This window comes from Stappia sp. P2PMeth1, from assembly GCF_900185735.1.
GTDB lineage: Bacteria > Pseudomonadota > Alphaproteobacteria > Rhizobiales > Stappiaceae > Stappia.
This window is the reverse complement of sequence record NZ_FYAW01000008.1, coordinates 19,270-45,941: the sequence shown is the minus strand read 5'-3', so window position 1 is coordinate 45,941 and position 26,672 is coordinate 19,270. Positions and strand designations below refer to the sequence as shown.

Below are 26,672 nucleotides of genomic sequence, written 5' to 3'. Positions count from 1 at the left end.
TCCCGCAGCCCGATCGAAGGACATTCGCGATGCTCTTCTATGTCATCCGCCGCCTGCTCTACGCCGTCCCGATCACGATCGGCGTGACGATCGTCTGTTTTTCGCTGATCCATCTGGCCCCGGGCGATCCCCTCAGCACCGTGTTGCCCGACAATGCCTCGCCCGAGGTCGCGGCCCAGATCCGGGCGGCCTACGGCTTCGACAAGCCGCTGCCGATCCAGTATCTCGTCTGGCTCGGCAACGTCGCCCAGGGCGATTTCGGCGTGTCGGTGCAGTCCCGTCGCCCGGTCCTCGGCGACGTTCTGCCGGCGGTCCGCAACACGATGATCCTCGCCTTCGCGGCCGTGCTGCTCGGCTTCAGCTTCGGCATCCTTGCCGGTGCCGTCGCCGGCCATGTCGAGGGCAGCCTTCTCGACAAGGCCGTGACCGCCTTCGCCATCACCGGCGTCAGCGTTCCGCACTACTGGCTCGGCCTCGTCCTTGTCGTCGTCTTTGCCGTCAACCTCGGCATGCTGCCGGCAATGGGCATGGGACCGGGAGGTCAAAGCGGCTTCACCATCGACTGGGCGCATCTGAAGCACCTCATCCTGCCGGCGATCACCCTGGCCGTGATCCCGGCCGGTATCATTGCCCGCTCCGTTCGGGCCACCGTGGCCGAGGTCCGCAAGCGCGAATTCGTCTCCGCCCTGCGCGCCAAGGGCATGCCGAGGCCCCGCATCTTCCTGCATGTCGCCAAGAACGCCGCGCCCGTGGTCCTTGCCGTCTCGGGGCTTCAGTTCGCCCAGCTTCTCGGCGGCTCGATCCTCGTGGAGATGGTCTTCTCCTGGCCCGGCACCGGGTTCCTGATGAACAGCGCCATCTTCACGCGCGACCTGCCCGTCCTCCAGGGCACGATCCTCGTGCTCTCCCTCTTCTTCGTCCTGATCAACCTGATCGTCGACGTCCTGCAGGTCGTCTTCGACCCGCGCATCAAGCGCGCGTGACGGGCAGCCACACGGAGACCAAGCCATGGCCCATGCCACGACAGATACCGCTCTTGCCGGCTCGTACGGAGCCGCGGCGGCGGCCGCCGCCAAGACGCCCGGCTATTGGGGCGGCGTATGGCGCAAGCTCCGGCGCGACCCGGTCACCGTCGTCTGCATGGCGGTCGTGCTCCTGATCGTGCTGGCCGCGATCTTCGCTCCCTTCGTCGCACCCAACGACCCTTACGCGACCAGTATGACGCGCCGGCTGAAGCCGATCGGCACCGACGGCCACCTTCTCGGCACCGACGAACTCGGCCGCGACATGCTCTCCCGGCTGATCTATGGCGGTCGCATCTCGCTGTTCACCGGTCTGACGCCGGTCTTCCTGGCGACACTGATCGGCGGCGGGCTGGGACTTCTTGCCGGCTATTTCGGCGGCCTGGTCAACACCGCCGTGATGCGCACCATGGACGTCTTCTATGCCTTTCCCTCCGTGCTGCTCGCCGTCGCCATCTCCGGCGCCCTCGGCGCCGGCCTGCTCAACGTTCTGATCGCCTTGACGGTGGTCTTCATCCCGCCGATCTGCCGCATCGCCGAAAGCGTCACCACCCAGATCCGCACGGAAGACTATGTCGACGCGGCCCGCGCGACCGGCGCCTCCACCCCGCGCATCATCGGCACGCATATCCTGCCCAACGTGCTCGGCCCGGTGTTCATCTACGCCTCCAGTCTGATCAGCGTCTCCATCGTCGTCGCCTCGGGCCTGGCGTTTCTCGGTCTCGGCGTCAGCCCGCCGCAGGCCGATTGGGGTCTGATGCTGAACACGCTGCGCCAGGCGATCTACATCGCCCCGGTCAACGCGGTCGTTCCCGGCGTGATGATCTTCATCACCTCCATGTGCTTCAACATGATGAGCGACGGGTTGCGCTCCGCCATGGACGTCAAGGACTAGGAGCCAGCCATGCACGACACCTCGCAAGCCGCCACGCTGCCCATCGCCGACGACACCCGAGACCGCGGCGGCCCCATGCAGCCCCTGCTCATCGTCGAGGATCTCAAGAAGCACTTTCCCATCGGTGGCGGCTTCCTGCGCAAGGCTCCCTCGGTCGTGCGCGCCGTCGACGGGGTCAGCTTCCATGTCGACAAGGGCAGGACCCTCGGCATCGTCGGGGAGTCCGGCTGCGGCAAGTCCACGACCGCCCGCCTGCTCACCCATCTGATCCCGCCCGATGCCGGTTCCATCGTCTTTGACGGCGACCCGGTCGGCCCCTATGGCGGCATCACCGTCGCGGACCTGCGCAAGCAGATGCAGATGGTGTTCCAGGACTCCTACTCCTCCCTCAACCCGCGCCTGCCCATCGTCGATTCCATCGCCTTCGGCCCCAAGGCCCATGGGACGCCGACGCGCAAGGCCCGGGCCGATGCCGAGGAACTTCTCGGCCTGGTCGGCCTCAATCCGCGCCAGTTCGCGCGCCGCTATCCGCACCAGCTTTCCGGTGGCCAGCGCCAGCGCGTCAACATCGCCCGCGCCCTCGCCATGAAGCCGCGTCTCGTCGTTCTCGATGAAGCCGTCTCGGCGCTCGACAAGTCGGTGGAAGCCCAGGTTCTCAACCTGCTCGCCCGGCTCAAGGAGCAATTCAGCCTCACCTATATCTTCATCTCCCACGACCTCAACGTGGTCCAGTACATCTCAGACCGGGTGCTTGTGATGTATCTCGGCGAGGTGGTGGAGATCGGCGACGTGGACGATCTCTACAGCGCACCAAGCCACCCCTATACCCAGGCGCTGCTGTCCTCTCGCCCCTCGATGGATCCCGCCCGCAGGCGGATCGCCCCGCCGCTGACGGGCGATCCCCCGAACCCGGTCAACCCGCCGAGCGGCTGCCGCTTCCGCACCCGCTGCCCCCTCGCGGAGCCGGTCTGCGCCGCCAGAGCGCCCGAACTCGCCGCCCTACCGGATCGGCCGGGCCAGAGCGTTGCCTGCCACGCGCGAGGCGTCGGCACCGGCCACAGCCTGTCCCCCGCAGCCTGAACGCACCCGCAGCCTGAACGCAAAGGAGACGTCCATGCCCGCAAGCCCCGCTCTGTCCAGGCAGCCCTGGCTTCCCAAGCGCTGGCGGTCCACCGGCAGCCGGCTGGAGGCGCTTGTCGCGCCGACGCCCGCTCCCGCGCCGGTACCGTCCGAACGCATTCTCCATGTGGAGGATCTGGGTGTCCGTTTCGTCTCCCGCGACGGCGACGTGTCGATCCTCAACGGCGTCACCTTCTCCCTCGACCGTGGCGAGGTTCTGTGCCTTCTGGGCGAATCCGGTTCCGGCAAGAGCGTCACCCTGCGCACCCTGCTCGGCATTCTGCCGCCGACCGCCCGCGTCAGCGGCAGGATGGACGTCGACGGGCAGAACCTCGTCGGCGCCAGCGAAAGCGAATTGCGCCGCGTCCGCGGCTCGAAGATCGCGATGATCTTCCAGGAACCGGCCACCGCGCTCGATCCGGTCTTCACCATCGGCCACCAGATCGGCGAGACGCTGGTCGAGCACAAGAGCTTGTCCTGGGCCGATGCCCGTGCCCGGGCTCTGCAATTGCTGGAGCTTGTCCAGATTCCCTCCGCGCGCCAGCGGCTCGATGCCTATCCGCACGAATTGTCGGGCGGCCTCAAGCAGCGGGCGATGATCGCGCTCGCCCTGTCCTGCGACCCCAAGCTCCTGCTTGCCGACGAACCGACGACGGCCCTCGACGCGACGGTGCAGATCCAGGTGCTGCTCCTGCTGCGCGAGCTGCAGCGCGAGTTGGGCATGGCAACGGTTTTCGTCACCCATGACCTTGGTGTCGCCTGCGAAATCGCCGACCGGGTCGGGGTGATGTATGCCGGCCGCCTCGTCGAGGGGGCCGACGTTGCCGCCATCATCAAGGACCCGCTTCACCCCTACACCCAGGCCCTGATGCGGTCCACGGTGCAGGCCGGCATGCGCGGCAAGGTGCTCGACGCGATCCCCGGATCGCCCCCCGACCTCGCCATGCTGCCGCCCGGCTGCAGCTTCGCGCCGCGCTGCCGCCATGCCCGCGCCCATTGTCTCGCGGTCGCGCCGGACCTGATCCGGCTCCCCGGCGCGGGGGCGGGACATTCGCCGCGCGACATGCGCTGTCACATTCACGGCGATGAGGAAGCCTATCGTGTCTCTGCTCCCGTCACGGCCTGAGCGGCAACCCGCCCTCCGGCTGAATCCCCGCGACCTTGCCTTCGTCGCCCTCGGCCAGGTTGCCGGCGGCGTCGGCGGTGCCATCGCCTGGTGGATCGGCGTTCCGCTGCCCTGGCTGATCGGGGCGCTGGCCATGGTCGCGACCCTTTCGATGCTCGGCCTGCCGCTCGGCACGCGGCGGAGCCTGCGCGATGCCGGGGTTCTCGTATTGCTGACCGGCATCGGTCTCACCTTCACCCCCCAGGCGGCGGAAACCAGCCTGCGGCTGCTACCGATGATCCTGCTCGCCGCCCTCGCGACGCTGCTGATCGGCTGCATTGCCTCGCTGCTGCTGGCGCGCCTCAGCAACATCGACCGCACGACGGCCTTCTTCTGCTCCGTGCCGGGCGGTCCGGCGGAAATGAGCGTTCTCGGCGCGCGGCAGGGCGCGAACATGCCCCCCATCGCCATCTGCCAGCTCATGCGCATCGTCACGCTGGTGGTGGTGATCCCGCCGACAATGGTCCTGCTCGACTTGCATGGCGAACATGTCTGGACATTCTCGGCGGACCCGTTCCACCTGCCGGGCTTCCTGGTGACTATGGGCCTGTCGCTCGCCCTGGCGCTGATGCTGCGGTGGATGAACGTGACGGCCGCCTTCATCGTCGGGCCGCTCGCCGTCGGCATCGCGCTCGGTGCCAGCGACGCACATCTGTCGTCGGTTCCGGCGGAACTGATGATGGCCTGCCAGGTGCTGATGGGCGCCTATCTCGGTGCGCAGTTCCGCCGGGATGTCCTGCGCAGCATGAAGCGTTTCCTGCCGGCGGCGCTGATGAACGTGCTGCTCGTCACGCTCGCCTGCGCCACGCTCGGCTTCCTGCTCCATCTCGTCGACGACGAGAGCATCGCCACCATGGTGCTGGCCACCGCCCCGGGCAGCGTCACCGAAATGTCGATCACCGCGCAGGCGCTCGGCTTCAACGTCCCCGTGGTCACCGCCTTCCATGTCATCCGAATCCTGATCCTGGTCATGCTGATCTCGCCGGCCTTCACGGCGATGCGCGCCATCGGTCTGATCCCGGCCTGCCATGCCGGCCGTCCCGCATCCCCCATCCCGCCGCAGCCCGCCCCCCAGTCGGCGCTGCAACCCCTGCCCCAGTCGCTGTCGAAGGACGCCGAGAAATGAGCCAAACGACCGCAGCAGCCGCGCCGTCGCCCGTTATGCCCGACCATCCGCCGACGGCTGCCGCCGCCGCCCGGGAGATCGCCGCAGGCCGCCTGTCGCCGGTGGATCTGGTCGAGGCGTGCCTCAGGCGTATCGAGGCCGTCGACGGGACAATCCACAGCTTCGTCTATGTCGATGCCGAGCGCGCGCTCGCGGCGGCGCGCCACGCCGAGGCCGAGATCGCGGCCGGGCGCTCGCGCGGGCCGCTGCACGGCATTCCCTTCGCCGCCAAGGACAATTACGACGCTGCCGGTCTGCCGACCTGCGGCGGCTCCCGGCTCATGGCCGGGACGGTGGCCGACCGTGACGCGACCCTCGTGGCGGCGATGAAGAACGCCGGTGCGATCCTGCTCGGCAAGCTGTCGACCTGGGAATACGGCACCGGCAACGGCGGGGAGTATTTCGACCTGCCGATCCCGACGACGCGCAACCCATGGGACACCCAGCGTTTCGCCGGCGGCTCGTCGACAGGCGCCGGCGCCGCGGTTGCCGCCGGCACGACCGTCATCGCGCTCGGCTCCGACACGACAGGCTCGGTGCGCCTGCCGGCCTCAGCCTGCGGCGTGGTGGGTCTTCGGCCAACCCACGGCCTGCTCGACAAGGCCGGCATGATCGCCAACTGCTATTCGATGGACGTGCCCGGTCCGCTCGCATGGACGGTGGAGGACGCGGCTCTCGTGCTGCGCGCGCTTGCCGGCCCGTCGGCCACGGTCGCTCCCGCCCCGACCCGCCCCGCCTCGCTTTCGGGGCTTCGCATCGGCGTCATCCTCGACCCCGGTCCGGGCATGGCCGGTCCCGACGCCGCCCTCGTCACCGCCTTCACCGAGGGACTTACGGTGCTCGAGGAGCTCGGCGCCGAGCTTTTCGAGATTTCCCTTCCCGTGCCTGCGGCCGAATGCTTCCTCGCCGCCTCGGTCATCGGCTCCAGCGAGTCCGCCGCAATCCACGAGGCCGAGCTTCGCGAACGCCCGCAGGACATGGGTTTCGCCCTGCGCGACAAGCTCATGCGCGGGGCGATGACCCGGGCAAGCGATTATCTCGCCGCGCAGCGCGTGCGCCGGATGGTCGCCGATGCCCTCGACCGGACCATCCGGACCTATGACGCGGTGGTGACCTTCGGCGCCTTTCATGTCGCCCCGCGCCTTGGCGTCGAGCCCGAGATGACGGCCTTCACCGCCGACACGATGCTCACACCCTTTTCGCTCTCCGGGCATCCGTCCCTGGTGCAATGCAACGGCTTCACGGGCTCGGGTCTGCCGCTTCACTGGCAGATCGTCGGCCGTCGCTTCGCGGAAGCCGACATCCTGAAGATCGCGGCCGCCTACGAAGCGGCGACCACCTGGAGACTGAGGAGACCGACGCTATGAAAGCCATGCCCAAGCTTGCGCCCGCCGCGCCCGAACTCGTGCATCTGACGATCACGGAGGCGTCCCGCCTGATCGCCGCGCGTCGCCTGTCGCCGGTCGAACTGGTGGAGGCGTTTCTCGCGCGCATCGCCGCGACGGAGGACCGTCTCCACGCCTATATCACCGTGCTTGGCGACGAGGCGCTGGCGGCCGCGCGCCAGGCGGAGGCCGACATCGCCGCCGGCCGCTACAAGGGGCCGCTGCACGGTATTCCCTTCGCCGTAAAGGACAACTACCACGTCGTCGGCGTGCGCACGACCGGCGCCTCGCGCCTGATGCTGGACTATGTTGCCGACGAGACCGCAACGGCCATCGAGCGCCTGACCGCCGCCGGCGCGATCCTGCTCGGCAAGCTCAACACCTGGGAATACGGCACAGGCACCGGCGAGATCCATGACGATCTGCCCTTCCCGCTCGCCCGCAACCCCTGGAACACCGACCGCTTCACCGGCGGCTCCTCGACCGGGGCGGGCGTTGCGGTCGCGGCCGGCAGTGCCATGTTCGCGCTTGGCTCGGACACCGGCGGCTCGGTGCGTCTGCCGGCCGCGGCCGCCGGCGTTCAGGGCATGAAGGCAACCTACGGCGTGGTCAGCCGGGCCGGCATCCTGCCGAACTGCTGGTCGCTGGACGTCGCCGGCCCGCTCACCTGGACCTGCGAGGACAACGCCCTCGTTCTGCGCACCATCGCCGGCCATGACCCGCGCGATCCCGGATCGGCAGACAGGCTCGTCCCCGACTACCTGCAAGGGATCGGCGCCGGCATTGCCGGCATGGTGATCGGCGTGATCCGCGACCTCGGCCCGGATGCCCCCTCGATGCAGCCGGACACCAGGGCGAACCTGGAGGCCATGGAGGCGGTGCTGGAGGACCTCGGCGCAACGCTTGTCGAGATCTCGCTGCCGGCCCCCCTGTCGGGCTATCGCCAGATCGTCGGCGCGATCAACTGGGGCGAATCCTATTCGATCCATGAGCGCGATTTTCTCGAGCGCGCCGACCTGATGGGCAAGGCCCTGCGCGACAAGATGACCGCCGGCTTCACCATGCGCGCCGTCGACTATATCGCCGCCCAGCGCCGCCGGCGCGAACTCGCCCAGTCGACCGACGCCGTCATCAGCGCCTGCGATGCCGTGCTCGCCCCTTGCACGTTCCTGACCGCGCCGACCTTCGACGACCAGGAGACGCTGACGAAATTCACCTTCGGGGCGGCCACCTCGATCTTCAACGCCACCGGGCACCCGGCTCTCTCGATCTGCAACGGCTTCGATGCGGACGGCATGCCCACCAGCGCGCAGATCGTCGGCCGCTGGTTCGACGAGGCGACCGTTTACCGGGTCGCCCGCGCCTATGAAGCGGCGACGCCCTGGCGCGCCGAACGTCCGGTTCTCTAGTCCTGTCCTGCAAGGAGCTTATCCCATGACCGACACCACCCCCTGGACCATCGACGAAATCGCCGCCTATGCCGCGCGCTATGGCCTCACCAGGCTGGAACCTGCGCATCTGGAGCGCATGCGCGAGATCGCCGACAAGGTCGCCCTGGCCAGCGCCGCCATCCCTCGCATGCCGCGCAAGAGCGATGAGCCGGCCCCGGTCTTCCGTGTTCCGCTGACCTGACGCCCTGCCCGCCAAACCTCTCCCTGTTGCACGAGGACTGCCATGGAAGCCTGTCGACTGACTGCAAGCGAGGCGGCCCGCCTCATCGAAAAGGGCGAACTGAGCGTCGAGGACCTGACCCGGTCCTGTCTCACCCGCATCAGCGAGCGGGACCCGGCGGTCAAGGCGTGGACCTATGTCGATCCGGACGCTGCGATCCGGCGCGCCCGCGAACTCGACAAGATCCGCGTCGCGCGCGGCTCGCTCGGGCCCCTTCACGGCCTGCCCTTCGGCATCAAGGACATGATCGACACGGCGGACATGCCGACCACCAACAACTCGCCGGCCTATTTCGACAACCGGCCGAGCCATGACGCGGATTGCGTCAGGGTCATCCGGGCCACCGGCGGCCTCGTCCTCGGCAAGACCGACACGGTGGAATTCGCCGCCGGAGGTCGCAAGGCCCTGACCCATCACCCGATGAAGCCGGGCACCACGCCGGGCGGCTCGTCCTCGGGATCGGGCGCGGCGGTCGGCGACTTTCAGGTGCCGCTCGCCCTTGGCACCCAGACCGGCGGTTCGCTGATCCGGCCCGCCTCGTTCAACGGCGTCTATGCCTTGAAGCCCACCCTCGGGGTCGTCTCGTGGTCCGGCGCGCGGCAATATTCGCCCTCGCTCGACACGCTCGGTTGGTATGGGCGCTCGCCGAAGGATCTCACCCTGGTGGCCAGGGCCTTCCGCCTTCCCGGCATCGACGATGCGGAGCCGGAGAGCATCGGCACGCTGAAGATCGGCGTCGTCCGCAGCCACAACTGGAGCCATGCGGCAGCGGAAGGCGTCGAGGCGCTGGAGCTCGCCGGCCGGCGCCTGGGCGGGGCCGGCGCGACGGTCTTCGATCTCGACCTGCCCGAGGAGTTCTCCGCCCTCAACGACGCCCAGTGGGCGATCATGACGATGGAGGGACGAGCACAGTTCCTCGCCGAATATCTCTCGGGCCATGCCCTCCTGCACCAGGACTTCCGGGACAAGGTGGAGAACCGCGAGGGCATCACACCGGAAACCTATCTCGGCTTCGTCAATCTTGCCGCCCGCTGCCGAGCGCTTTTCGACGGATTGTTCGGCGGTCAGCTCGACGCCATCGTGACGCTCGCCGCGCCCGGCGAGGCGCCTCCCGGTCTGGACACCACCGGCAACTGGGTGATGAATGCAATGTGGACCCTGCTGCATGCGCCCTGCGTTGCCATTCCCTGCCACAGCGGACCGAACGGGCTGCCCGTCGGCGTGCAGATCGTCGGACCCCGGCTGTCGGATGCCCGCATGCTCGCCATCGCCGAGGCCATCGCCCCGGCCCTCGACGACAAACTGGTCGCCTGACCGGAATACAACAGGGCAACACTTGGTCGGATTGCGTACGTTGCCAGCCCTGGCTCCAGCTTGTATAAGGCAGCCCACTCGCAACAAGACGATGGGTCAGGGAGAACCAGGTGGCAACGCGCGGTCAGGAAGTGAAGACGAAACTGCGGGAGCGCCTGATCAACGGGCACTACGAACCCGGCTCGCGGCTCAACGAGGTCGATCTCGCGTCGGAACTCGGCACCTCGCGCACCCCCGTGCGCGCGGCGCTGAACCATCTGGCGAGCGACGGTCTCGTCGTCTATCGGCCCAATGCCGGCTTCGTGGTCCGCGCCTTCAACGCGGACTACATCGCCGGCGTGTATGACGTCCGCAGCTCGCTGGAAGGGCTGGCGGCCCGCCTTGCCGCCGAGGCCGGCGTCAGCGACGAGGCCCGCGGCACCCTGCATCGCCTCGTCGCGGAAACGGACGAGGTGATCGCCCGCGGACCCGACGGACCCGACGCGATCCGCAAGCTGAGCGACCTCAACAACGCCTTCCACCAGGCGATCATTTGCGCCGCGCGCAACGAGCACCTGGCGGAGATGCTCGACCGCACCCGCAATCTGCCGCGCATCGAGACGATCAAACGCGACGTCTTCGACTTCGCCTTCATCGCCCGCGCCCACGAGGATCACGAGTACATCCTCAAGGCGATCCTGCAGGGCCAGGGCGCCCGTGCCGAAGCCCTGTCGCAGGAGCATGTCCGCCGCGGCTCCCAGCGCATGCTGGAGTATTTCCGCGAGCAGGAAATGTCCGAAGCCGAGCGGCGGCGCCCGCGCAGCAAGGGCCGGATGGTCGCGGTCTAGGGCCTGCCCCCAGGGCCCGGCCCCAGGAACGAGGGCCCTTCCGCACCTCCATCCTCCCGACGCGTCCCAGGCGCCTGCCCGGCCGCGCGGCAATACCCGCGCGATCGACCATCCGCCGCACCGAAGCCCTTGTCCGACCGCCGGCGAGAGGCCCCGCGCAACCGCCGAAGTTGCACACATTTATCTTGCCTTTTCAAATATTGTATTCAATCTGAACGGGACGCCCGCCTGTCGGCCCGAGTGGCCGGCGTGCCGTCGATGTTCCCGCCTGCCCTGTCGGCAGCCCGCTTCAACTGGTCCGTTTACGCCCATGAACAGCCTCCTTCCGGCGCACGCCACGGTGCGTCATGGCATCTGCTGGATGATCCTGAGCACGGCCTGCATCTCCTGCGGCAACGCAGTGATCCCGAAGGTGGCCTCCGACCTGCATCCTTTCCAGATCGGCTTCCTGACCAACGCCGCCATCTTCCTGCTGGTCTGGCCTGCGCTGCGGCTTCCGGCCCCGCCGCAGCACCGCACGCGGCGCATAAGGCTTTACGTGATCGCGGCCGCCTTCGGCGGGTTTTCCAACCTGTCGTGGTTCTACGGCCTCGCCCATGTGCCGCTTGCCGAGGCGACCGCCATCAGCTTCGCGGCGCCGATCATCGTCACCGCCTGTGCGGGTCTGCTCTTCGGCGAACAGGTGCATCCGCTCGGTTGGGCCGCGATCTTCGCCGGGTTTCTCGGCGTGCTGCTGATCGTCAAGCCGGGCTTTGCCGTCGTCGATGGCGGCACGATCGCGGTGCTCCTGGCGACCGTCGGCATGTCCGGCCTCTACATCCTGTCGAAACAGATCATGGGCGTGGACAGCACCCGCCGCGCCGCCGCCATGATGACGCTGAGCCCGATGCTGGTCGGCTTCCTGCCGGCCGTCTGGGTGTGGGGGCTGCCCTCGGTCGCCACGCTGGTCTGGATCGCCCTGATCGCCGGCCTGATGTACACCGGGCGCGTGACCATGCTTCTCGCCTTCCGGGCCGCACCGGCCAGCACGGTGATGCAGTTCGACTTCGCACGCCTGCCCTTCAGCGCCGCAATCGCCTATTTCGCCTTTGGCGAAATCCCGGACGCTGTCGCCATGGCCGGGGCCGGATTGATCATCGCCTCCTGTCTCGTCGTGGGATACCGCAGCGGCGCGCGGCCTGCCGCCCTCGACCCTTGATCCAGGACAAGACCCCGCCGGCTTCTGCCACCGTGATGCGGCACGCGCCGCGGCCGAGATGCCATTGGCGGACCGCCCGACCGCCGGCGGACCCTGCGAGTCTTACGTAGCGACACCCTGTCGCACATCGTCGTTGACCTGCATCAACGTTCTGCCACATGCGAGGTCTATGCTGGTCCAGCGGTCGTGGACGACCGCACTTTGCCGGACGCCGAACGGCACCGGCCAACAGGGAGGGAACAGAAGAGTGGCCAAGACCCGCAAGACCGTTTCCGAGGACGCCGTCAACGTGTCCCTCACGCCTTTCGAGACCGTCTACTGCAACCCGATGCTGCTCGTCGGGCGGATGCAGTCCGAGGCATTGCGCGCGACGCTGGAGCGCCAGGTCGAGATGGTCGACTTCCTTCGCCTGCGGATCGAGAAGGACATGCGTCTCGCCGAACGGCTGTTGCAGGCGCGTGAGCCGGGCGAGGTTGTCTCGGCCTGCACCGAATTCTGCAGCGAGGCCGTCGAGGACTACGCGCGGGAAGCCTTCCGCAACGCCAATCTCGTTCCCGAGGTTACCTCCGAAGCCGTGGAGCAGGTTGCCCGCGAAGCGGAAGAGATCTCCGACGAACTCAAGGCGGCCGCTCTCGTCGTCGCCTGACGGGACACGGTCCCTATCTCACGCTGCCGGCAGATCGCGGACATGTTCCGCGATCATCGCCTCTTCGTCCGTGGCGATCACCCGAACCTCAACCGCGCTGTCCGGCGCCGAGATGATCTCCGCACCGTCCGCGTTCGCCGTCTCGTCGAGACGCAAGCCCAGCCAGCCGAGCCGCTCGCAGACGCGCGCGCGGATTTCCGGCGCGTTTTCGCCGATGCCGGCGGTGAAGACCAGCCCGTCGAGCCCACCGAGAATGCTTGCCAGGGCACCCGCCTCCCGCACGATGCGGTGAATGAAGACGTCGACCGCTTCCGCCGCCGCCGGCTCACCGCTCTCCAGCAGCACCCGCATGTCGTTGGAAATGCCCGACAGGCCCAGCAGGCCGGAGCGCGTGTAGAGCAGGCGCTCGGCCTCGTCGACGGACAGCCCCTCCCAGCGCATCAGGTGGAGCAGCGCGCCGGGATCCAGCGCGCCGCAGCGCGTCCCCATGACCAGCCCGTCGAGAGCCGTGAAGCCCATCGTCGTGTCGATGCTCTCTCCGCCCTTCAACGCGCACAGGCTGGCGCCATTGCCCAGATGCGCGGCGATCACCCGCCCGGCATAGAGACGCGGCGACAGCACCGCCAGTCGCCGGGCGACATATTCGTAGGAAAGCCCGTGGAAGCCATAGCGGCGAATGCCCCGGCTCTCGAACTCGCGCGGCAGCGCGAAGCGCGTCGCCACCGTGGGGATCGTCCGGTGGAAGGCGGTGTCGAAACACACGACCTGACGCATATCCGGCCGTGCAAGGGCGATTTCGGGGATCGGCGCCAGGTTGTGCGGCACATGCAGCGGCGCCAGTTCCGCCAGTTCGCCGAGAAGGGCGAGCAATTCCGGCGTCACCTCCTCCGGCATCCGGTGTCCGGCTCCGCCATGCACCACCCGGTGGCCGATGCCGATGAGCCTGCGCCCTGCCAGTTCCCCGTCGATCCGCGCCAGCAGATGCCCGAGCGAGGCATCGAACCGCGCCTCGCTCCAGACTTCGTTCACGATCGTCACGCCATCGGCATCCCTCAGCCGGAACCGCTGCGCCGCCCCGTCCTGGCGCAACTCGCCGCGTCGCCAAGGCAGCAACGCCCCGGTCGCCACAAGGTCGAAGATCGCCAGCTTGAGGCTCGATGACCCCGCATTCAGGGTCAGGATCGCGCCAACCGTCGGGCCACCGCTCACGCTGAGCCCTCGCCGCCGGCCGCTGCCGCGATCCGCACCCGGGCGAGCTTTGCCGCCACGGCGCAGGAGGCGAGCCGCGTGCGTTCGGCATCGGCCCGGCTGGTCAGGATGATCGGCACCCGGGCACCGAGCACCACGCCGGCCGCGTCGGCGCCGGCAAGGAAGGTCAATTGCTTGGCCAGGATGTTTCCGGCCTCAAGGTCCGGCACGACCAGGATGTCGGCCTCTCCCGCCACCGGCGAGACGATGCCCTTTTCCCGTGCCGCCTGCAGGTTCACCGCATTGTCGAACGCCAGCGGCCCGTCGACCAGCCCGCCGGTGATCTGGCCGCGTTCGGCCATCTTGCACAGGGCAGCGGCATCCAGCGTCGAGGCGAGCTTCGGGTTGATCGTCTCCACCGCCGAGAGGATCGCCACTTTCGGCAGTGCAATTCCCATCGCATGGGCGAGATCGATGGCGTTCTGGATGATGTCGCGCTTGATGGCGAGATCCGGCGCGATGTTCACCGCCGCATCGGTCACCAGCAGCGGCCGGGGGTGCCCCGGCACGTCCATCAGATAGACATGCGACAGCCGCCGCTCGGTTCGCAGCCCCTTCGCCCGGTCGAGGACCGCGCGCAGCAACTCGTCGGTATGCAGCGAGCCCTTCATCAGCAGCGAGGCCTCGCCGCATCTGACCAGCGCCACCGCCTCCTCGGCCGCCGCATGGCTGTGCGGCGCCTCCACCAGGCGGAACCGGTCGAGGGCAACGCCCGCCTCCGCGGCCGCCTGCTCGATCTTCTTGCGCGCCCCCACAAGCACCGGTTCGATAATTCCCGCGTCCGCCGCCTCGGCCACCGCGGCAATCGCCGAGGCGCTGCAGGGATGCGCGACAGCGGCGACTGGCGGCACGGTCGAAGCCGCCTCCGCCATCAGCGCACGGAAGCGCTCATGCCGGCTCATCCGGATATCGGGCAGTTCCGCGCGCGGACGGCGGATCTTTTCTTTGGGCGCCTGCACCCGCACCCGGCCCGACGCGATCACCCGCCCCGTATCCGTCCGGCAGGTGCAGGCGAGCACGAGTTCGCGCGTTGACGGCTCCCGCTCCAGCACCTCGAGCGACAGCAGCAGCGTGTCGCCGGCCGCGACCCCGCTGTGGAAGGAGAGTTCCTGTGCCGTCATCACCGTCCCTGGGCCGGGCAGTTCCGTCGCCAGCAGCAGCGACAGCAGGCCAGTGACCAGCGGTCCCGGCGCAGCACCTCCGCCGACAAGGGAGCCGCCCGGCATCGCCCCGCCGGAAATCACCGCCAGCAGATCGATATCCTGCTGGACCAGGGTGCGGCGCATCATCGTGCTGTCGCCGGCCGCGATCTCGTCGAAAGTCCGGTTCTCCACCATGTCCCGGTTGGTGGCGCCTGTTCGTATGTCCATCGGAAGATCGGTTCCGGCTCGCTGGTGTTGGAGGTCGGTCTGGCGACCTGTCATGGGCTGGCCGGGCCATGCACCCGGAAGATCGTCGTGCCCAAGCATGTATGCCCCCTCCCCGGACGCGCAATCCGTCAATCTCCGGACCCCGGCGACGGCGGCGGCCCCGGACGCTGCCAGGCCTCGGCGCAATCCATCTAACCCATTGTCAAATAAAGATCTTTCGACAAAGCCCTTTACGCGGATTAACCAATTGTTGGTGGTCATTTGTTAACAGGAGCCGTGCAACCTTCGGTCGATCTTAAGAGGCCTGCATGGTAGCGACACGAACGGACACCGGCACCCGACTCGCCAACGCCATCCTGTTCCCCGTTGTGGGGCTGGTTCTGCTCGCCATCGCCTTCTCGGTGGCGCTGATCGTCTACACCTCGCGCTCCGCCGACATCGCCGCCCTCAACAGTGAACGGTCGCTCCTGAAGGGCAGTACCAATCTGCAGCTCGAGCTTCTGGCCAAGGAACAGGAGGGCGCTGCGGTCTGGGACCAGTCCTTCTTCTACTCGCGTCCCGAGACGCTGAGCACCGACTGGCTCGACAGCAATGTCGGCCTCTGGCTTTTCTCCAACTACGGACACGACCAGGCCGTCATTCTCGATATCCACGGACGCCCGATCTACAACTCCGTGCGCGGGAAACGGCACCCGGTCGAGGAGACCTCGGGTCTGCTGGAAGACATCGAGCCGCTCATTGCCGGCGTCCGCGCCCGCTTCATCGCCAGCTTCAACCGCCTGCCGTCCGGCCTCTACTACATCGAGCGGCCGCCGAGCGGCTTCACGCGGTCCCTGCACGAAACCGGCATGACGGTCTTCGAAGGCGTGCCGGCGCTGGTTTCGGTGACGGCGATCGGCCCCGAGCTCAAGCAGTTCCTGTCCGCCCGCCGCGCACCCGCGGTGCTGATCAGCCTGAAGAAGCTCGATCCCGCGCGGCTCCAGGGGCTGGCCGAGCGCTCCGGCGTGCGCGGCCTGCGGTCGGTTGCCGACCCCGATGGCGCCTTCGCCAGCATGGAACTGCGCGATCCCCGCAACGCGCCCATCGGCTATCTCGTCTGGCAGGCGCAGAACCCCGGTTCCTCGATCCTCTACGGCGTCGGGCCGGTTCTGTTCTTCCTGGCCGCCACCATCGCCGGTCTCACTGGCCTGGTGCTCTACTACACCCGCCAGAACACCCGACGCCTTGCCGAGAGCGAGGCGCGTGCCCAGCATGCCGCCCTGCACGACAGCCTGACCGGCCTTGCCAATCGCGACTATTTCGCCACCAGTTTCCGCGAGGAACTGGCAAGCTGGCAGGTCGGCAAGGGGTTGCTCGGCGTCATCTACATCGACCTCGACCACTTCAAGGACATCAACGACACGCTGGGACACGCTGCCGGCGACGAGGTGATCCGCGAGGCGGCGCGCCGGCTGCGGGTATTGGTGCCGGAGGGCGCGACGCTCGCGCGCATCAGCGGCGACGAGTTCGCCCTGCTGCTGCCCGGCTGCGAGTCCCGCGAGCGCATCGAGCAGATGCTGAAGCGCATACAGGACCGGTTTGCCGTGCCGATGTATATCGGCGGCAACCATCTGCATATCAGCCTCAGCGTCGGCGCGGCCATCGCCCCGCACGACAGCCTGTCGATGGGCGAGTTGCTCCGCAAGGCCGACATCGCCCTGTATTCGGCAAAGGCGGGCGGGCGCGGCCGCTGGGCGTTTTTCGATGCATGCATGGAAGAACACGTGCGCACCCGCGAGAACCTCGCCCATGCGCTGCGCGAGGCCATCACCAACAACAGGCTCGGCGTCGTCTATCAGCCGCAGACCACCATCGACGGCACCAAGGTCCTGTCCGTCGAGGCCCTGCTGCGCTGGACCGACGCGGAGATGGGCGTCATCAGCCCGTCCACCTTCGTGCCGATCGCCGAGGAAACCGGCCTCATCAATGATCTCGGCCTCTATGTGCTGCGCCGCGCCTGCGAGGACGCCGCCGCCTGGCCGCATCTGGGCCTTGCGGTCAATGTCTCGCCGACCCAGTTCCGCCATCCGCGCTTCATCGAGGATCTGCGCGACACGCTGGAGGCCTGCGGTTTCGAGCCGTCGCGGCTGGAGATCGAGGTGACGGAGTCGGTTTTCGCCGACAACGACATCGACATTCTCAAGATCCTCACCCAGGTGCAGGACATGGGTGTTCGGGTTGCCCTCGACGATTTCGGCGTCGGCTATTCGAGCCTCAGCTATCTGCGCCGCTTCCCCTTCGACACGCTGAAGATCGACCGCTCCTTCATCGCCGACCTGGAAGTCGCCCCGCATGCCCATGCAATCCTGTCGACAATCATCGATCTCGGCGAGGCGCTCGGCATGAAGGTGGTCGCGGAAGGCATCGAGACCCGCCAGCAGGCAATGATCCTGCAGCGGACCAATTGCGACCGCCTGCAGGGCTTCTACCTGTCGCGGCCCGTGCCGTCGGCGCGGATCGCCGAGGCGGAGGCGCGCCTGTCCGGCGAGAGTCAGGTGGCGGTGTCGCTCAGGGCGTAAGCCGTCCGCGCAATTCCGCGTCCAGCCGGGCGATCGCGGTGAACGGACCGCCCGCCCCGGCAAGCGCCGCATCGATATCGCAGGTCGCTCGTCCGACCGTGCCGAAGCGCCGCATCACCGCATCCTCCACCCAGTGCCGCTGTTGCCGCCGCCGACGGTGGTCGAGCTCTCCCGACGTCTCGAGCCGCGCCGCGTGGGCATCGCAGGCCGCGACAGCCTCGGCGATGCCCTGTTCCGCTGTCGCCGAGACCGTCAGCACCTCGGGCAGCGCCGCTCCCGCCGGGCGGGCCAGCGACAGCGCCCCCTGCACGTCGGCGGCCGCGCGCCGCGCCAGCGCGCCCATGTCCGCCTTGGTGACCAGCACCAGGTCGGGCAGTTCCATCACCCCGGCTTTCATGAATTGCAGACTGTCGCCCGAGCCCGGCTGGATGCACAGGGCGAGCGTGTCGGCGACATGGGCGACATCGGCCTCGGACTGGCCGATGCCGACCGATTCGACGATCACCCGGTCCATCACAGCCCGCATCAGGACGACGGCGGCGATGGCGTGGTCGGAGAGCCCGCCAAGCCGGTCCCGCGCCGCCATCGAGCGCACAAAGACGCCCATGTCCTCCGGATCGGTGGACAGCCGCGTGCGGTCGCCGAGCAGCGCCCCGCCGGTGATCTGCGAGGACGGATCGACGGCGATCACGCCGACGCTCTCGCCCCGCCCCCGATAGGCACGGATCAAGGCGTTGGTCAGCGTCGACTTGCCGACCCCCGGCGGGCCGGTGAGGCCGAGGACGCGGCCGCGCCCGGCCTGCACGGCCGTGTCGAGCAGATGCAGGAACGCGGGCTCGTCGCCATCGGTCTCGATGGCCGAGAGCGTCCGGGCGAGCGCCGCCTTGCCGCCGGCGGCAAGCTCTCCGATCGTCGCCGGCCGCCGGACCGCCATGGCCTCAGGCCGCTTTCTTCGCCTTCACCGCCGCCTGCGCCGCCGCCAGCCGGGCGATCGGCACGCGGAACGGCGAGCAGGACACATAGTCGAGCCCGACACTCTCGCAGAAGGTGATCGAGGCCGGGTCGCCGCCATGCTCGCCGCAGATGCCGAGCTTGAGACCCGGCCGCGCCGCCCGGCCGCGGTCGGCGCCGATGCGGATCAGCTCGCCGACGCCCTCCTGGTCGAGCGACACGAAGGGATCGCGCTCGACGATGCCCATCCGCTGATAGATGCCGAGGAAAGACGCCGCATCGTCCCGCGAGATGCCGAAGGCGGTCTGCGTCAGATCGTTGGTGCCGAAGGAGAAGAACTCGGCCGTCTCCGCGATCTCGCCGGCCCGCAGACAGGCGCGCGGCAGCTCGATCATCGTGCCGACCTGATAGTCGACGGTGACGCCCGTCTCCTGCGCCACCGCCTTGGCCATCGCGTCGATGCGCGCGCGCACCAGGTCCAGTTCGGCCTTGACGCCGACCAGCGGCACCATGATCTCCGGCGTCACCGGCGCTCCGGTCGTCTTGCCGGCAGCCACCGCGCCCTCGAAGATGGCGCGCGCCTGCATCTCGGCGATTTCCGGATAGGTGACGAGCAGCCGGCAGCCGCGATGGCCGAGCATCGGATTGAATTCATTGAGATCCTGCGCCCGCTGCCGCAGCACCTCGCTGTCGACGCCCATCACCGCCGCCACCTCGGCGATCTCCTCCTCGCTATGCGGCAGGAACTCGTGCAGCGGCGGGTCGAGCAGGCGGATCGTCACGGGCAGGCCCTGCATGATCTCGAACAGCTCGGTGAAATCGCCGCGCTGCATCGGCAGCAGCTTGTCCAGCGCCGCGCGCCGGCCCTGCTCGGTCTCCGAAAGGATCATCTCGCGCACCGCGACGATACGTTCGCCTTCGAAGAACATGTGTTCGGTGCGGCACAGGCCGATGCCTTCCGCGCCGAAGCCGCGCGCCGCGCGCGCGTCCGCCGGCGTCTCGGCATTGGTGCGCACCGCCATCCGGCGATGGGTGTCGGCCCATTCCATCAGCCGGGCGAATTCGCCCGACATTTCCGGCTGCAGCATCGCCACCTCGCCGACCAGCACCTGGCCGGTGGTGCCGTCGATGGTGATGATGTCGCCCTTCGCGAGCTTGCGACCGGCGACCGTCAGCGTTGCCGTGCGATAGTCGATCCTGAGCGCGCCGGCGCCCGAGACGCAGGGCTTGCCCATGCCGCGCGCCACCACCGCCGCGTGGCTGGTCATGCCGCCGCGCGTCGTCAGGATGCCTTCGGCCGCATGCATGCCGTGGATGTCTTCCGGGCTGGTCTCGACGCGCACCAGGATCACCTTGCGTCCCGCGGCCTTCGCCTCTTCCGCCTCGTCGGAGGAGAAGACGATGGCGCCCGATGCCGCGCCCGGCGAGGCCGGCAGGCCGGTCGCGATCACGTCGCGCTCCGCCTTCGGATCGATCATCGGGTGCAGCAACTGGTCGAGCGCTGCCGGATCCACCCGCATCACCGCTTCCTCGGAGGAGATCAGCCCCTCGTCGGCCATGTCGACGGCGATCTTCAGCGCGGCGCGCGCCGTACGCTTGCCCGAGCGCGTCTGCAGCATCCACAGCCGGCCGCGCTCGATGGTGAACTCCAGGTCCTGCATCTCGCGATAATGGCCTTCCAGCCGGTCGCAGATCTCGGTGAACTGGGCAAACGCCTCCGGCATCGCCTGTTCCAGCGACAGCGCCTCGGAGCCGGCGGCGATGCGCGCCGCCTCGGTGAGGTCCTGCGGCGTGCGGATGCCGGCGACCACGTCCTCGCCCTGGGCGTTGATCAGGAACTCGCCATAAAGCGCCTTCTCGCCGGTCGACGGATTGCGGGTGAAGGCGACGCCGGTGGCCGACTCCTCACCCATGTTGCCGAAGACCATCGCCTGCACGTTGACCGCCGTGCCCCAGTCGTTGGGAATGTCGTGCAGCCGGCGATAGGTGATCGCCCGCGCGCTTTCCCAGGACAGGAACACCGCGCCGATGGCGCCCCAGAGCTGCTCGTGCGGATCCTGCGGGAAGGGCGTGCCGAGTTCGTCCTCGACCAGGGTCTTGTAGCTGGCGATGACCTGCTGCCAGTCTTCGGCCGTCAGGTCGGTGTCGAGGTCGCGGCCGTGCTCGTTCTTGAACTCCTCGAGGATCTCCTCGAAGGCGTGGTGGTCGAGGCCCATCACCACGTCGGAATACATCTGGATGAAGCGGCGGTAGCTGTCATAGGCGAAGCGCGGGTCGCCGGCGGCGGCGGCCAGCGCCGGCACCGTCTCGTCGTTGAGGCCGAGATTGAGCACCGTGTCCATCATGCCCGGCATGGAGACGCGGGCGCCCGAACGGACCGAGACCAGCAGCGGGTTGGACGTGTCGCCGAAGCGGCGCCCGGTGATCCGGCCGACCTCCTCCAGCGCCGCGTCGACCTGTTCACGCAGCCCGTCGGGATAGGTCTTGTCGTGGGTGTCGAACCAGGTGCAGACCTCGGTGGTGATGGTAAAGCCTGGCGGCACCGGCAGCCCCAGATTGCTCATCTCGGCCAGGTTGGCTCCCTTGCCGCCGAGCAGGTTCCTCATTCCGGCAGAGCCCTCGGCCTTGCCGTCACCGAAACCGAACACCCATTTGGTCATGCCGCCTGCATCCTCTCGCTTCGGGGCTTGCACCCCGGAGGCGCCGGGCCCCGCGCTTGAGGTCGCGCGCGCCTCCCTCCCCGGATGCCCCTCCCCTTAAATGATGCAGTGCACGAAACAAAGGTTTTTTGCGCGCCCGGCCCCTTTCGTTATTGCCGCAGCCTATGGAGCCTCGCTTCCGCCGGCCCGCGGATCCCATTGCCGCAGCGGCCCGCGCACCCCATATCGCGGGAGCGCCGCAAAGCCTGAGCCGGCTTCGCGGGCGCGCCGGGCGGTCGCGCTTGCAGGCGGGACATATTGCGGCCATCCTCGCACGCAAGATCATGCGGATGACTCGCCACATTCGCGCCAAGGCAGACACCCAGATCCAGACGCCGAGCTCAGGCGCCGGGTCAGGCACCCGGATCGGTGCAAAAGCAGGGGCATTGAGACACTCCGGATGACCACACGCCGCCTCACCCGTTCCGCCCGCCGCGGCAAGCTCGCCTGCAGCGTCGCGCTGCTGGCCCTCGTCGCCCTCGCCGCTCCCCAGGCCGTCGCCGAGACCCAGGCCCAGGCAATCGGCACTGTCACGGGAACGCCGGAAGGACTGCCGATCACCCTGAGCGGCAGCTATCTCGCCGGCCGGCTGGCGGGCCAGAGCAACGACATCGGCAATGCCGCCGCCTTCTTCGGCGAGGCGCTGCTGGTCGATCCCGGCAACCCTTTCCTGCTCGACCGCACCTTCGTGCTGAAGCTCGCCAATGGCGATCTCGCCGAGGCGCTGGAACTGGCGGAACGGCTGAAGGGCGAACAGGCGGACCACTTCCTTGCCGGGCTGATGCTGGCGGTGGAGGAGATGCGCGCCGGCAACTACGCCAAGGCCGGCGAATACCTGTCCGACGGCGGGCGCGGCCCGCTGGCGGAACTGGCTTCCGGCCTCATGTCCGCCTGGCTGCTTGCCGCCCGCGGCGAGACCGACGAGGCGCTGGCGCGGATCTCGCGGCTTTCCGGGCCGAGCTGGTACACCGTCTTCGTCACCTATCATTCCGGCCTGATCCAGGATCAGGCCGGCCGCGCTGCGGAAGCGGAAGACAACTTCCGCGCGGCCTATGAGGCCGACCGCGGCGCCTTGCGGGTCGTCAATGCCTACGCGCTGTCGCTCTATCGCAACGGCGACAAGGACGCGGCGCTGAAGGTGCTGGACGATTTCAACGCCATGCTGCCCAACCATCCGGGACTGCTCGCCACGCGCAGAAAAGTCGAGGCCGGCGAGACACTTGGCACCATTGTCCGGAGCCCCGAGGTCGGCGCGGCCGAGGTTCTCTACGGGCTCGGCGCGGCGATCGGCCGTGACGGCGGCGAGGAACTCGCCGCCACCTTCCTGCAGCTTTCGCTGCATCTCGACGAGGAGGCCGATGTCGCCGCCATCGCGCTGGCCGGCCTGTTCGACCGGATGGGCCGTTTCGAACGCTCCATCGAGGTGCTTTCGGGCGTGCCGGACACTTCGCCGCTGAAGCGCGACGCCGAGATCCAGGTCGGCATAAATTACAATGCGCTGGAGAATCTCGAAGAGTCCCGCGCCCATCTGGCGGCGCTGGTCGAGAGCGATCCGAGCGACCTCGACGCGGTCACCGCACTCGGCAACGTGCTGCGCTCGCACAAGCTCTTCGAGGAGGCCGAGGAGGCCTACAGCAAGGGCATCGCCACCATTTCCGAGCCGCAACCGCAGCATTGGACGATCTACTATTATCGCGGTATCTGCCGGGAAAGACTGAAGAAATGGGATCAGGCCGAGGCCGATTTCCGCCTCTCCCTGGAGCTGTCGCCCGATCAGCCGCTGGTGCTGAACTACCTCGGATATTCGCTTGTCGATCAGGGTCTCAAGCTGCCCGAGGCGCTCGACATGATCCGCAAGGCGGTGGAGCTGCGCCCGCGCGACGGCTACATCGTCGACAGTCTCGGCTGGGCCTACTACAAGCTGCATCGCTATGAGGACGCCGTCGTCGAGCTGGAGAAGGCCGTGGAGCTGCGGCCGCAGGATTCGGTGATCAACGACCATCTCGGCGATGCCTATTGGAAGGTCGGGCGCCGCCTCGAGGCACGGTTTCAGTGGAACCACGCCCGCGACCTCGATCCGGAGCCCGAAGAGCTGCCGAAGATCCTGGAGAAGATCGAAAACGGCCTGCCGGAGCCCGGCGAAGCGCCCGCCGCCAAGGCCGAGCCGAAGCAGAACGGCGGCTGACGCCGCCATGTGTCCCCCCGCATCGACGGGCGGTTCCCCCAGCCAGTCCGGCGCCGGGTCGCAGGCGGACAAGCCGGCGCCCACAGAGCCGGCCGCAGCACGGCTTGCCCGCGCCAAGCTGAACTATGCCCTGCACGTCACCGGTCGCCGCGCCGATGGCTACCATATGCTGCAAAGCCTTGTCGCCTTTGCCGAATTCGGCGACACGCTGTCGGCCGTCACCGGGGCCCCCGGCCTCTCGCTGGCGCTCGAAGGCCCCTTCGCGAGCGCCCTGTCCCCGCAGGCACCTGACGCCTCGACCGGGGATAACCTGGTGCTGCGGGCCGTGCGCGCGCTCGCCGAAAACCTCGGCGGAGGTCCTCCCTCCCTCGCCTTTACCCTCGACAAGCGCCTGCCGGTCGCCTCCGGCATCGGCGGCGGCTCGGCCGACGCCGCCGCCGCGCTGCATCTCGCGTTTGCGGCGATGACCGGCCGTCCGGCGGGCGCGGGCGACATGGCGCGGCTGGAAAAAATTGCGGAACGGCTCGGCGCCGACGTGCCGATGTGCCTGGCCTCGAAGCCGGCGCTGGTCTCCGGCACCGGCACCGAAGTCGCATCTCTTCCCCGCTTTCCGGGCCATGCGGTGCTGCTGGCAAATCCGGGCTTACCCGTTGCAACGCCTGATGTTTTCGCCCGTCTGGCCTGCCGCGAGAACCCGCCGCTCTCCCCGCTTGGCGAGAGCGATCTCGCCTCCTTCGACGCGCTGATTGCCTGGCTCGAGGGCAGCCGCAACGACCTCGAAGCGCCGGCGCTGACCGTGGCGCCGCAGATCGCCGAGGTGCTGGCCGCGCTGCGCTCGGCGCCCGGCGCGCGCCTTGCCCGCATGTCGGGATCGGGCGCGACATGCTTTGCCCTGTTCGCGGGGATAGAGGAGGCCGAGCGGGAGGCCCGCCGCTTGGCTGCGCGTCATCCCGCATGGTGGGTGCAGGCCGCACCGGTCGCTGCGGTCGGCTGAGCGCCGGGCCGCGATATCCTCCCCGTCGCAAATCTTCTCCCGCGCGCCGTTTTTCGGAATGTCCCCGGCGCGCGATCGCGACAACACTTGGACAACCCGCGACACTCCGCTATCGCGTGGACCTGTTTTCCTCGCAGCCGGGAATCACCGCCGATGAGCGCCTTTGCCCTGACCGTCACCTGCCGCTCGACCCGTGGCATCGTCGCCGCCATCTCCACCTATCTGGCGGAGAACGGCTGCAACATCACCGACAGCGCCCAGTTCGACGACCGCGAGACCGGGAATTTCTTCATGCGCGTCAGCTTCAACAGCGAGACCGGCGCGACGCTGGAGACGCTTTCAAGCGGCTTCGCGAGCCGTGCCGAGGTCTTCGGAATGGACTTCGCGTTCCATGACGAAACGGCGCAAATGAAGGTTTTAATTATGGTTTCTCGGTTCGGGCACTGCCTGAACGACATTTTGTACCGGTGGCGGATCGGGGCGCTGCCGATCGATATCGTCGGCGTGATCTCCAACCATCTGGACTACCAGAAGCTGGTGGTGAACCACGATATCCCCTTCCACTACATCAAGGTGACGAAGGACAACAAGGCGGAGGCCGAGGCCCGCCAGATGGCGATCGTCGAGGAAACCGGCGCGGAACTGGTGGTTCTGGCCCGCTACATGCAGGTGCTGTCGACGCGCATGTGCGAGGAAATGGCCGGGCGGGTGATCAACATCCACCATTCTTTCCTCCCCAGCTTCAAGGGCGCCAACCCGTACAAGCAGGCCTTCGCGCGCGGCGTCAAGCTGATCGGCGCGACCTCCCACTATGTCACCAGCGATCTCGACGAGGGGCCGATCATCGAGCAGGACACGGTGCGCGTCACCCATGCCCAGTCGCCCGAGGATTACGTCTCGCTCGGCCGCGACGTGGAGAGCCAGGTGCTCGCCCGCGCCATCCACGCGCATATCCACCGGCGGGTTTTCCTCAACGGAAACAAGACGGTGGTCTTCCCGGCGAGCCCGGGCAGCTACGCCTCGGAGCGGATGGGCTGAGAGGATAACCAGCCCCGACGGGGCTGGTGCCGCCACGGGGACAACCTGCCCCGCGAAGGTCAGCGGGGCGGTTGCAAATTTCGAGACGGATTTTGCAAAAAACCGTCTCGAAATCGCTCAATTTCGAGAATCGCGTCTCAAAAACCTCAGTTGACGCGGGCGATGCAGAAATCGACCGCCTCGGCCAGCGCCTCGCGCTGCCCGCTCGCCGGTAATCCCCGCAGCGCCTCCAGCGCCTCAGCCCCGAAGGCACGGGCCCGCTCCACCGTCTCGGAGAGCGCCCCGGTCTCGCGCATGATCGCGATAGCGCGGTCGAGATCGCCCTCGCGCACGTCGCGCTCCTCGAGGCAGCGCGACCAGAATTCGCGGTCCTCCGGCTTGCCCCGGCGGATGGCGAGGATAACCGGCAGGGTGATCTTGCCTTCGCGCAGGTCGTCGCCGGTGTCCTTGCCAAGATCCGCGGCCGAGCCGCCATAGTCGAGCGCATCGTCGACGAGCTGGAAGGCAAGGCCGAGCGCCATGCCATAGGCGCGGGCATGGGCGCGGTCGGCGTCGGAGGCCCCGGCGATCACCGGGCCGACCTCGGCGGCAGCGGCAAAGAGCGCCGCCGTCTTCGCCTCGATGACCTGCATGTAGCGCTCTTCGGTGGTCTCCAGGTCCTGCGCCGCGCCGAGCTGCATCACCTCGCCTTCGGCGATGACGGCCGAGGCGCTGGCCAGGATCCGCAGCGCCTCCAGCGAGCCGACATCGACCATCATCTTGAAGGCCTGGCCGAGCAGGTAGTCGCCGACCAGGACGCTTGCCTGATTGCCCCACAGTTTGCGCGCCGCCAGCTTGCCGCGCCGCATGTCGCTCTCGTCGACGACATCGTCATGCAGCAGCGTCGCGGTGTGCATGAACTCGACGCTGGCGGCGAGCCCGACATGGCCCTCGCCCGCATAGCCGAACATGTCGGCCATGGCGAGGGTCAGCATCGGCCGCAGCCGCTTGCCGCCCGACGAGATCAGGTGGCGGGCGATCTCCGGGATCAGCTCGACATTCGACCCCGCCTTGGACAGGATGAGCTGGTTGACGGCCTCCATGCCGCCGGCGGTGAGGTCGACCAGGGTCTGGATGCTGGCCGGTTCTGACCGGGTTTCGCGCAAGGGAACCACCACGCCCACGTTGAACAACCTCGTATAAGGTAAGAGACGGGCGGGACAATAGGTCCGCCCCATGCCCA

Annotated in this window: 21 protein-coding genes; 16 read left to right on the top strand and 5 right to left on the bottom strand. The window is 68.2% G+C overall.

Annotation, left to right across the window (positions count from 1 at the left end; translation table 11 throughout):
* Positions 1 to 29 precede the first annotated feature (29 nt).
* The 12 genes from P2PM1_RS02335 to P2PM1_RS02280 all read left to right on the top strand — a co-directional run bounded on the left by P2PM1_RS02335 (position 30) and on the right by P2PM1_RS02280 (position 12,407).
* Entirely contained in the window at positions 30 to 983 is a 954-nt protein-coding gene (locus tag P2PM1_RS02335; protein WP_186386385.1) for an ABC transporter permease, read from the top strand.
* A 25-nt stretch (positions 984 to 1,008) separates the two neighbouring features.
* Positions 1,009 to 1,917, top strand: coding sequence for an ABC transporter permease (locus P2PM1_RS02330; protein WP_186386384.1), 909 nt, complete (start codon positions 1,009 to 1,011; stop codon positions 1,915 to 1,917).
* Positions 1,918 to 1,926: 9 nt separating this feature from the next.
* The gene (locus P2PM1_RS02325) at positions 1,927 to 2,997 is read left to right on the top strand and encodes an ABC transporter ATP-binding protein (protein ID WP_186398003.1); all 1,071 of its coding nucleotides are present in this window, start codon (positions 1,927 to 1,929) and stop codon (positions 2,995 to 2,997) included.
* 34 nt (positions 2,998 to 3,031) lie between these two features.
* A complete protein-coding gene (locus P2PM1_RS02320; protein ID WP_186398002.1) occupies positions 3,032 to 4,162 on the top strand; it encodes an ABC transporter ATP-binding protein in 1,131 nt (376 codons plus the stop codon).
* Positions 4,137 to 5,327 (top strand): AbrB family transcriptional regulator, encoded by a 1,191-nt coding sequence (locus P2PM1_RS02315; protein ID WP_186398001.1) that lies wholly within the window; start codon positions 4,137 to 4,139, stop codon positions 5,325 to 5,327. The genes P2PM1_RS02320 and P2PM1_RS02315 overlap by 26 nt, the downstream gene beginning before the upstream one ends.
* A complete protein-coding gene (locus P2PM1_RS02310; protein WP_186398000.1) occupies positions 5,324 to 6,733 on the top strand; it encodes an amidase in 1,410 nt (469 codons plus the stop codon). Before P2PM1_RS02315 ends, P2PM1_RS02310 begins: the two co-directional genes overlap by 4 nt.
* Entirely contained in the window at positions 6,730 to 8,160 is a 1,431-nt protein-coding gene (locus tag P2PM1_RS02305) for an amidase (protein ID WP_186397999.1), read from the top strand. The genes P2PM1_RS02310 and P2PM1_RS02305 overlap by 4 nt, the downstream gene beginning before the upstream one ends.
* Before the next feature lie 25 nt (positions 8,161 to 8,185).
* Entirely contained in the window at positions 8,186 to 8,383 is a 198-nt protein-coding gene (locus tag P2PM1_RS02300) for a hypothetical protein (protein WP_186386378.1), read from the top strand.
* 42 nt (positions 8,384 to 8,425) lie between these two features.
* Positions 8,426 to 9,736: an amidase gene (locus P2PM1_RS02295; RefSeq protein ID WP_186397998.1), complete on the top strand. Its 1,311-nt coding sequence runs from the start codon at positions 8,426 to 8,428 to the stop codon at positions 9,734 to 9,736.
* A 110-nt stretch (positions 9,737 to 9,846) separates the two neighbouring features.
* Positions 9,847 to 10,563: a GntR family transcriptional regulator gene (locus tag P2PM1_RS02290; protein WP_186386376.1), complete on the top strand. Its 717-nt coding sequence runs from the start codon at positions 9,847 to 9,849 to the stop codon at positions 10,561 to 10,563.
* Between the two features lie 310 nt (positions 10,564 to 10,873).
* Positions 10,874 to 11,761 (top strand): DMT family transporter, encoded by an 888-nt coding sequence (locus P2PM1_RS02285; RefSeq protein ID WP_186397997.1) that lies wholly within the window; start codon positions 10,874 to 10,876, stop codon positions 11,759 to 11,761.
* A 247-nt stretch (positions 11,762 to 12,008) separates the two neighbouring features.
* The gene (locus P2PM1_RS02280) at positions 12,009 to 12,407 is read left to right on the top strand and encodes a hypothetical protein (protein ID WP_186386374.1); all 399 of its coding nucleotides are present in this window, start codon (positions 12,009 to 12,011) and stop codon (positions 12,405 to 12,407) included.
* Positions 12,408 to 12,425: 18 nt separating this feature from the next.
* Here P2PM1_RS02280 and P2PM1_RS02275 read toward each other — a convergent pair whose 3' ends face one another.
* Positions 12,426 to 13,616 carry an acetate/propionate family kinase gene (locus P2PM1_RS02275; protein WP_186397996.1) on the bottom strand — a complete coding sequence of 397 codons (1,191 nt, stop codon included), beginning with the start codon at positions 13,614 to 13,616 and terminating at the stop codon, positions 12,426 to 12,428.
* Positions 13,613 to 15,025: a bifunctional enoyl-CoA hydratase/phosphate acetyltransferase gene (locus P2PM1_RS02270; protein ID WP_244301384.1), complete on the bottom strand. Its 1,413-nt coding sequence runs from the start codon at positions 15,023 to 15,025 to the stop codon at positions 13,613 to 13,615. Before P2PM1_RS02270 ends, P2PM1_RS02275 begins: the two co-directional genes overlap by 4 nt.
* A gap of 308 nt (positions 15,026 to 15,333) precedes the next feature.
* On the opposite strand from P2PM1_RS02270, the gene P2PM1_RS02265 reads away from it, so the two are divergent.
* Positions 15,334 to 17,583, top strand: a complete 2,250-nt coding sequence (locus tag P2PM1_RS02265; protein WP_186397995.1) for a bifunctional diguanylate cyclase/phosphodiesterase — start codon at positions 15,334 to 15,336, stop codon at positions 17,581 to 17,583.
* Here the strand turns inward: P2PM1_RS02265 and P2PM1_RS02260 are convergent.
* Positions 17,573 to 18,517, bottom strand: a complete 945-nt coding sequence (locus P2PM1_RS02260) for an ArgK/MeaB family GTPase (protein ID WP_186386371.1) — start codon at positions 18,515 to 18,517, stop codon at positions 17,573 to 17,575. The two genes, P2PM1_RS02265 and P2PM1_RS02260, sit on opposite strands and share 11 nt — an antisense overlap.
* Positions 18,518 to 18,521: 4 nt before the next feature.
* Positions 18,522 to 21,194, bottom strand: a complete 2,673-nt coding sequence (gene ppdK, locus P2PM1_RS02255; protein ID WP_186397994.1) for a pyruvate, phosphate dikinase — start codon at positions 21,192 to 21,194, stop codon at positions 18,522 to 18,524.
* Between the two features lie 439 nt (positions 21,195 to 21,633).
* On the opposite strand from ppdK, the gene P2PM1_RS02250 reads away from it, so the two are divergent.
* From P2PM1_RS02250 to purU, 3 genes are all read left to right on the top strand, one after another.
* On the top strand, positions 21,634 to 23,418 hold the full coding sequence (locus P2PM1_RS02250) for a tetratricopeptide repeat protein (protein WP_186397993.1): 1,785 nt from the start codon (positions 21,634 to 21,636) through the stop codon (positions 23,416 to 23,418).
* A gap of 7 nt (positions 23,419 to 23,425) precedes the next feature.
* On the top strand, positions 23,426 to 24,412 hold the full coding sequence (locus P2PM1_RS02245; protein ID WP_186397992.1) for a 4-(cytidine 5'-diphospho)-2-C-methyl-D-erythritol kinase: 987 nt from the start codon (positions 23,426 to 23,428) through the stop codon (positions 24,410 to 24,412).
* Positions 24,413 to 24,565: 153 nt separating this feature from the next.
* On the top strand, positions 24,566 to 25,450 hold the full coding sequence (purU, locus tag P2PM1_RS02240) for a formyltetrahydrofolate deformylase (protein ID WP_186397991.1): 885 nt from the start codon (positions 24,566 to 24,568) through the stop codon (positions 25,448 to 25,450).
* A gap of 146 nt (positions 25,451 to 25,596) precedes the next feature.
* Here purU and P2PM1_RS02235 read toward each other — a convergent pair whose 3' ends face one another.
* Positions 25,597 to 26,613 (bottom strand): polyprenyl synthetase family protein, encoded by a 1,017-nt coding sequence (locus tag P2PM1_RS02235; RefSeq protein WP_186386366.1) that lies wholly within the window; start codon positions 26,611 to 26,613, stop codon positions 25,597 to 25,599.
* Between the last annotated feature and the right edge of the window lie 59 nt (positions 26,614 to 26,672).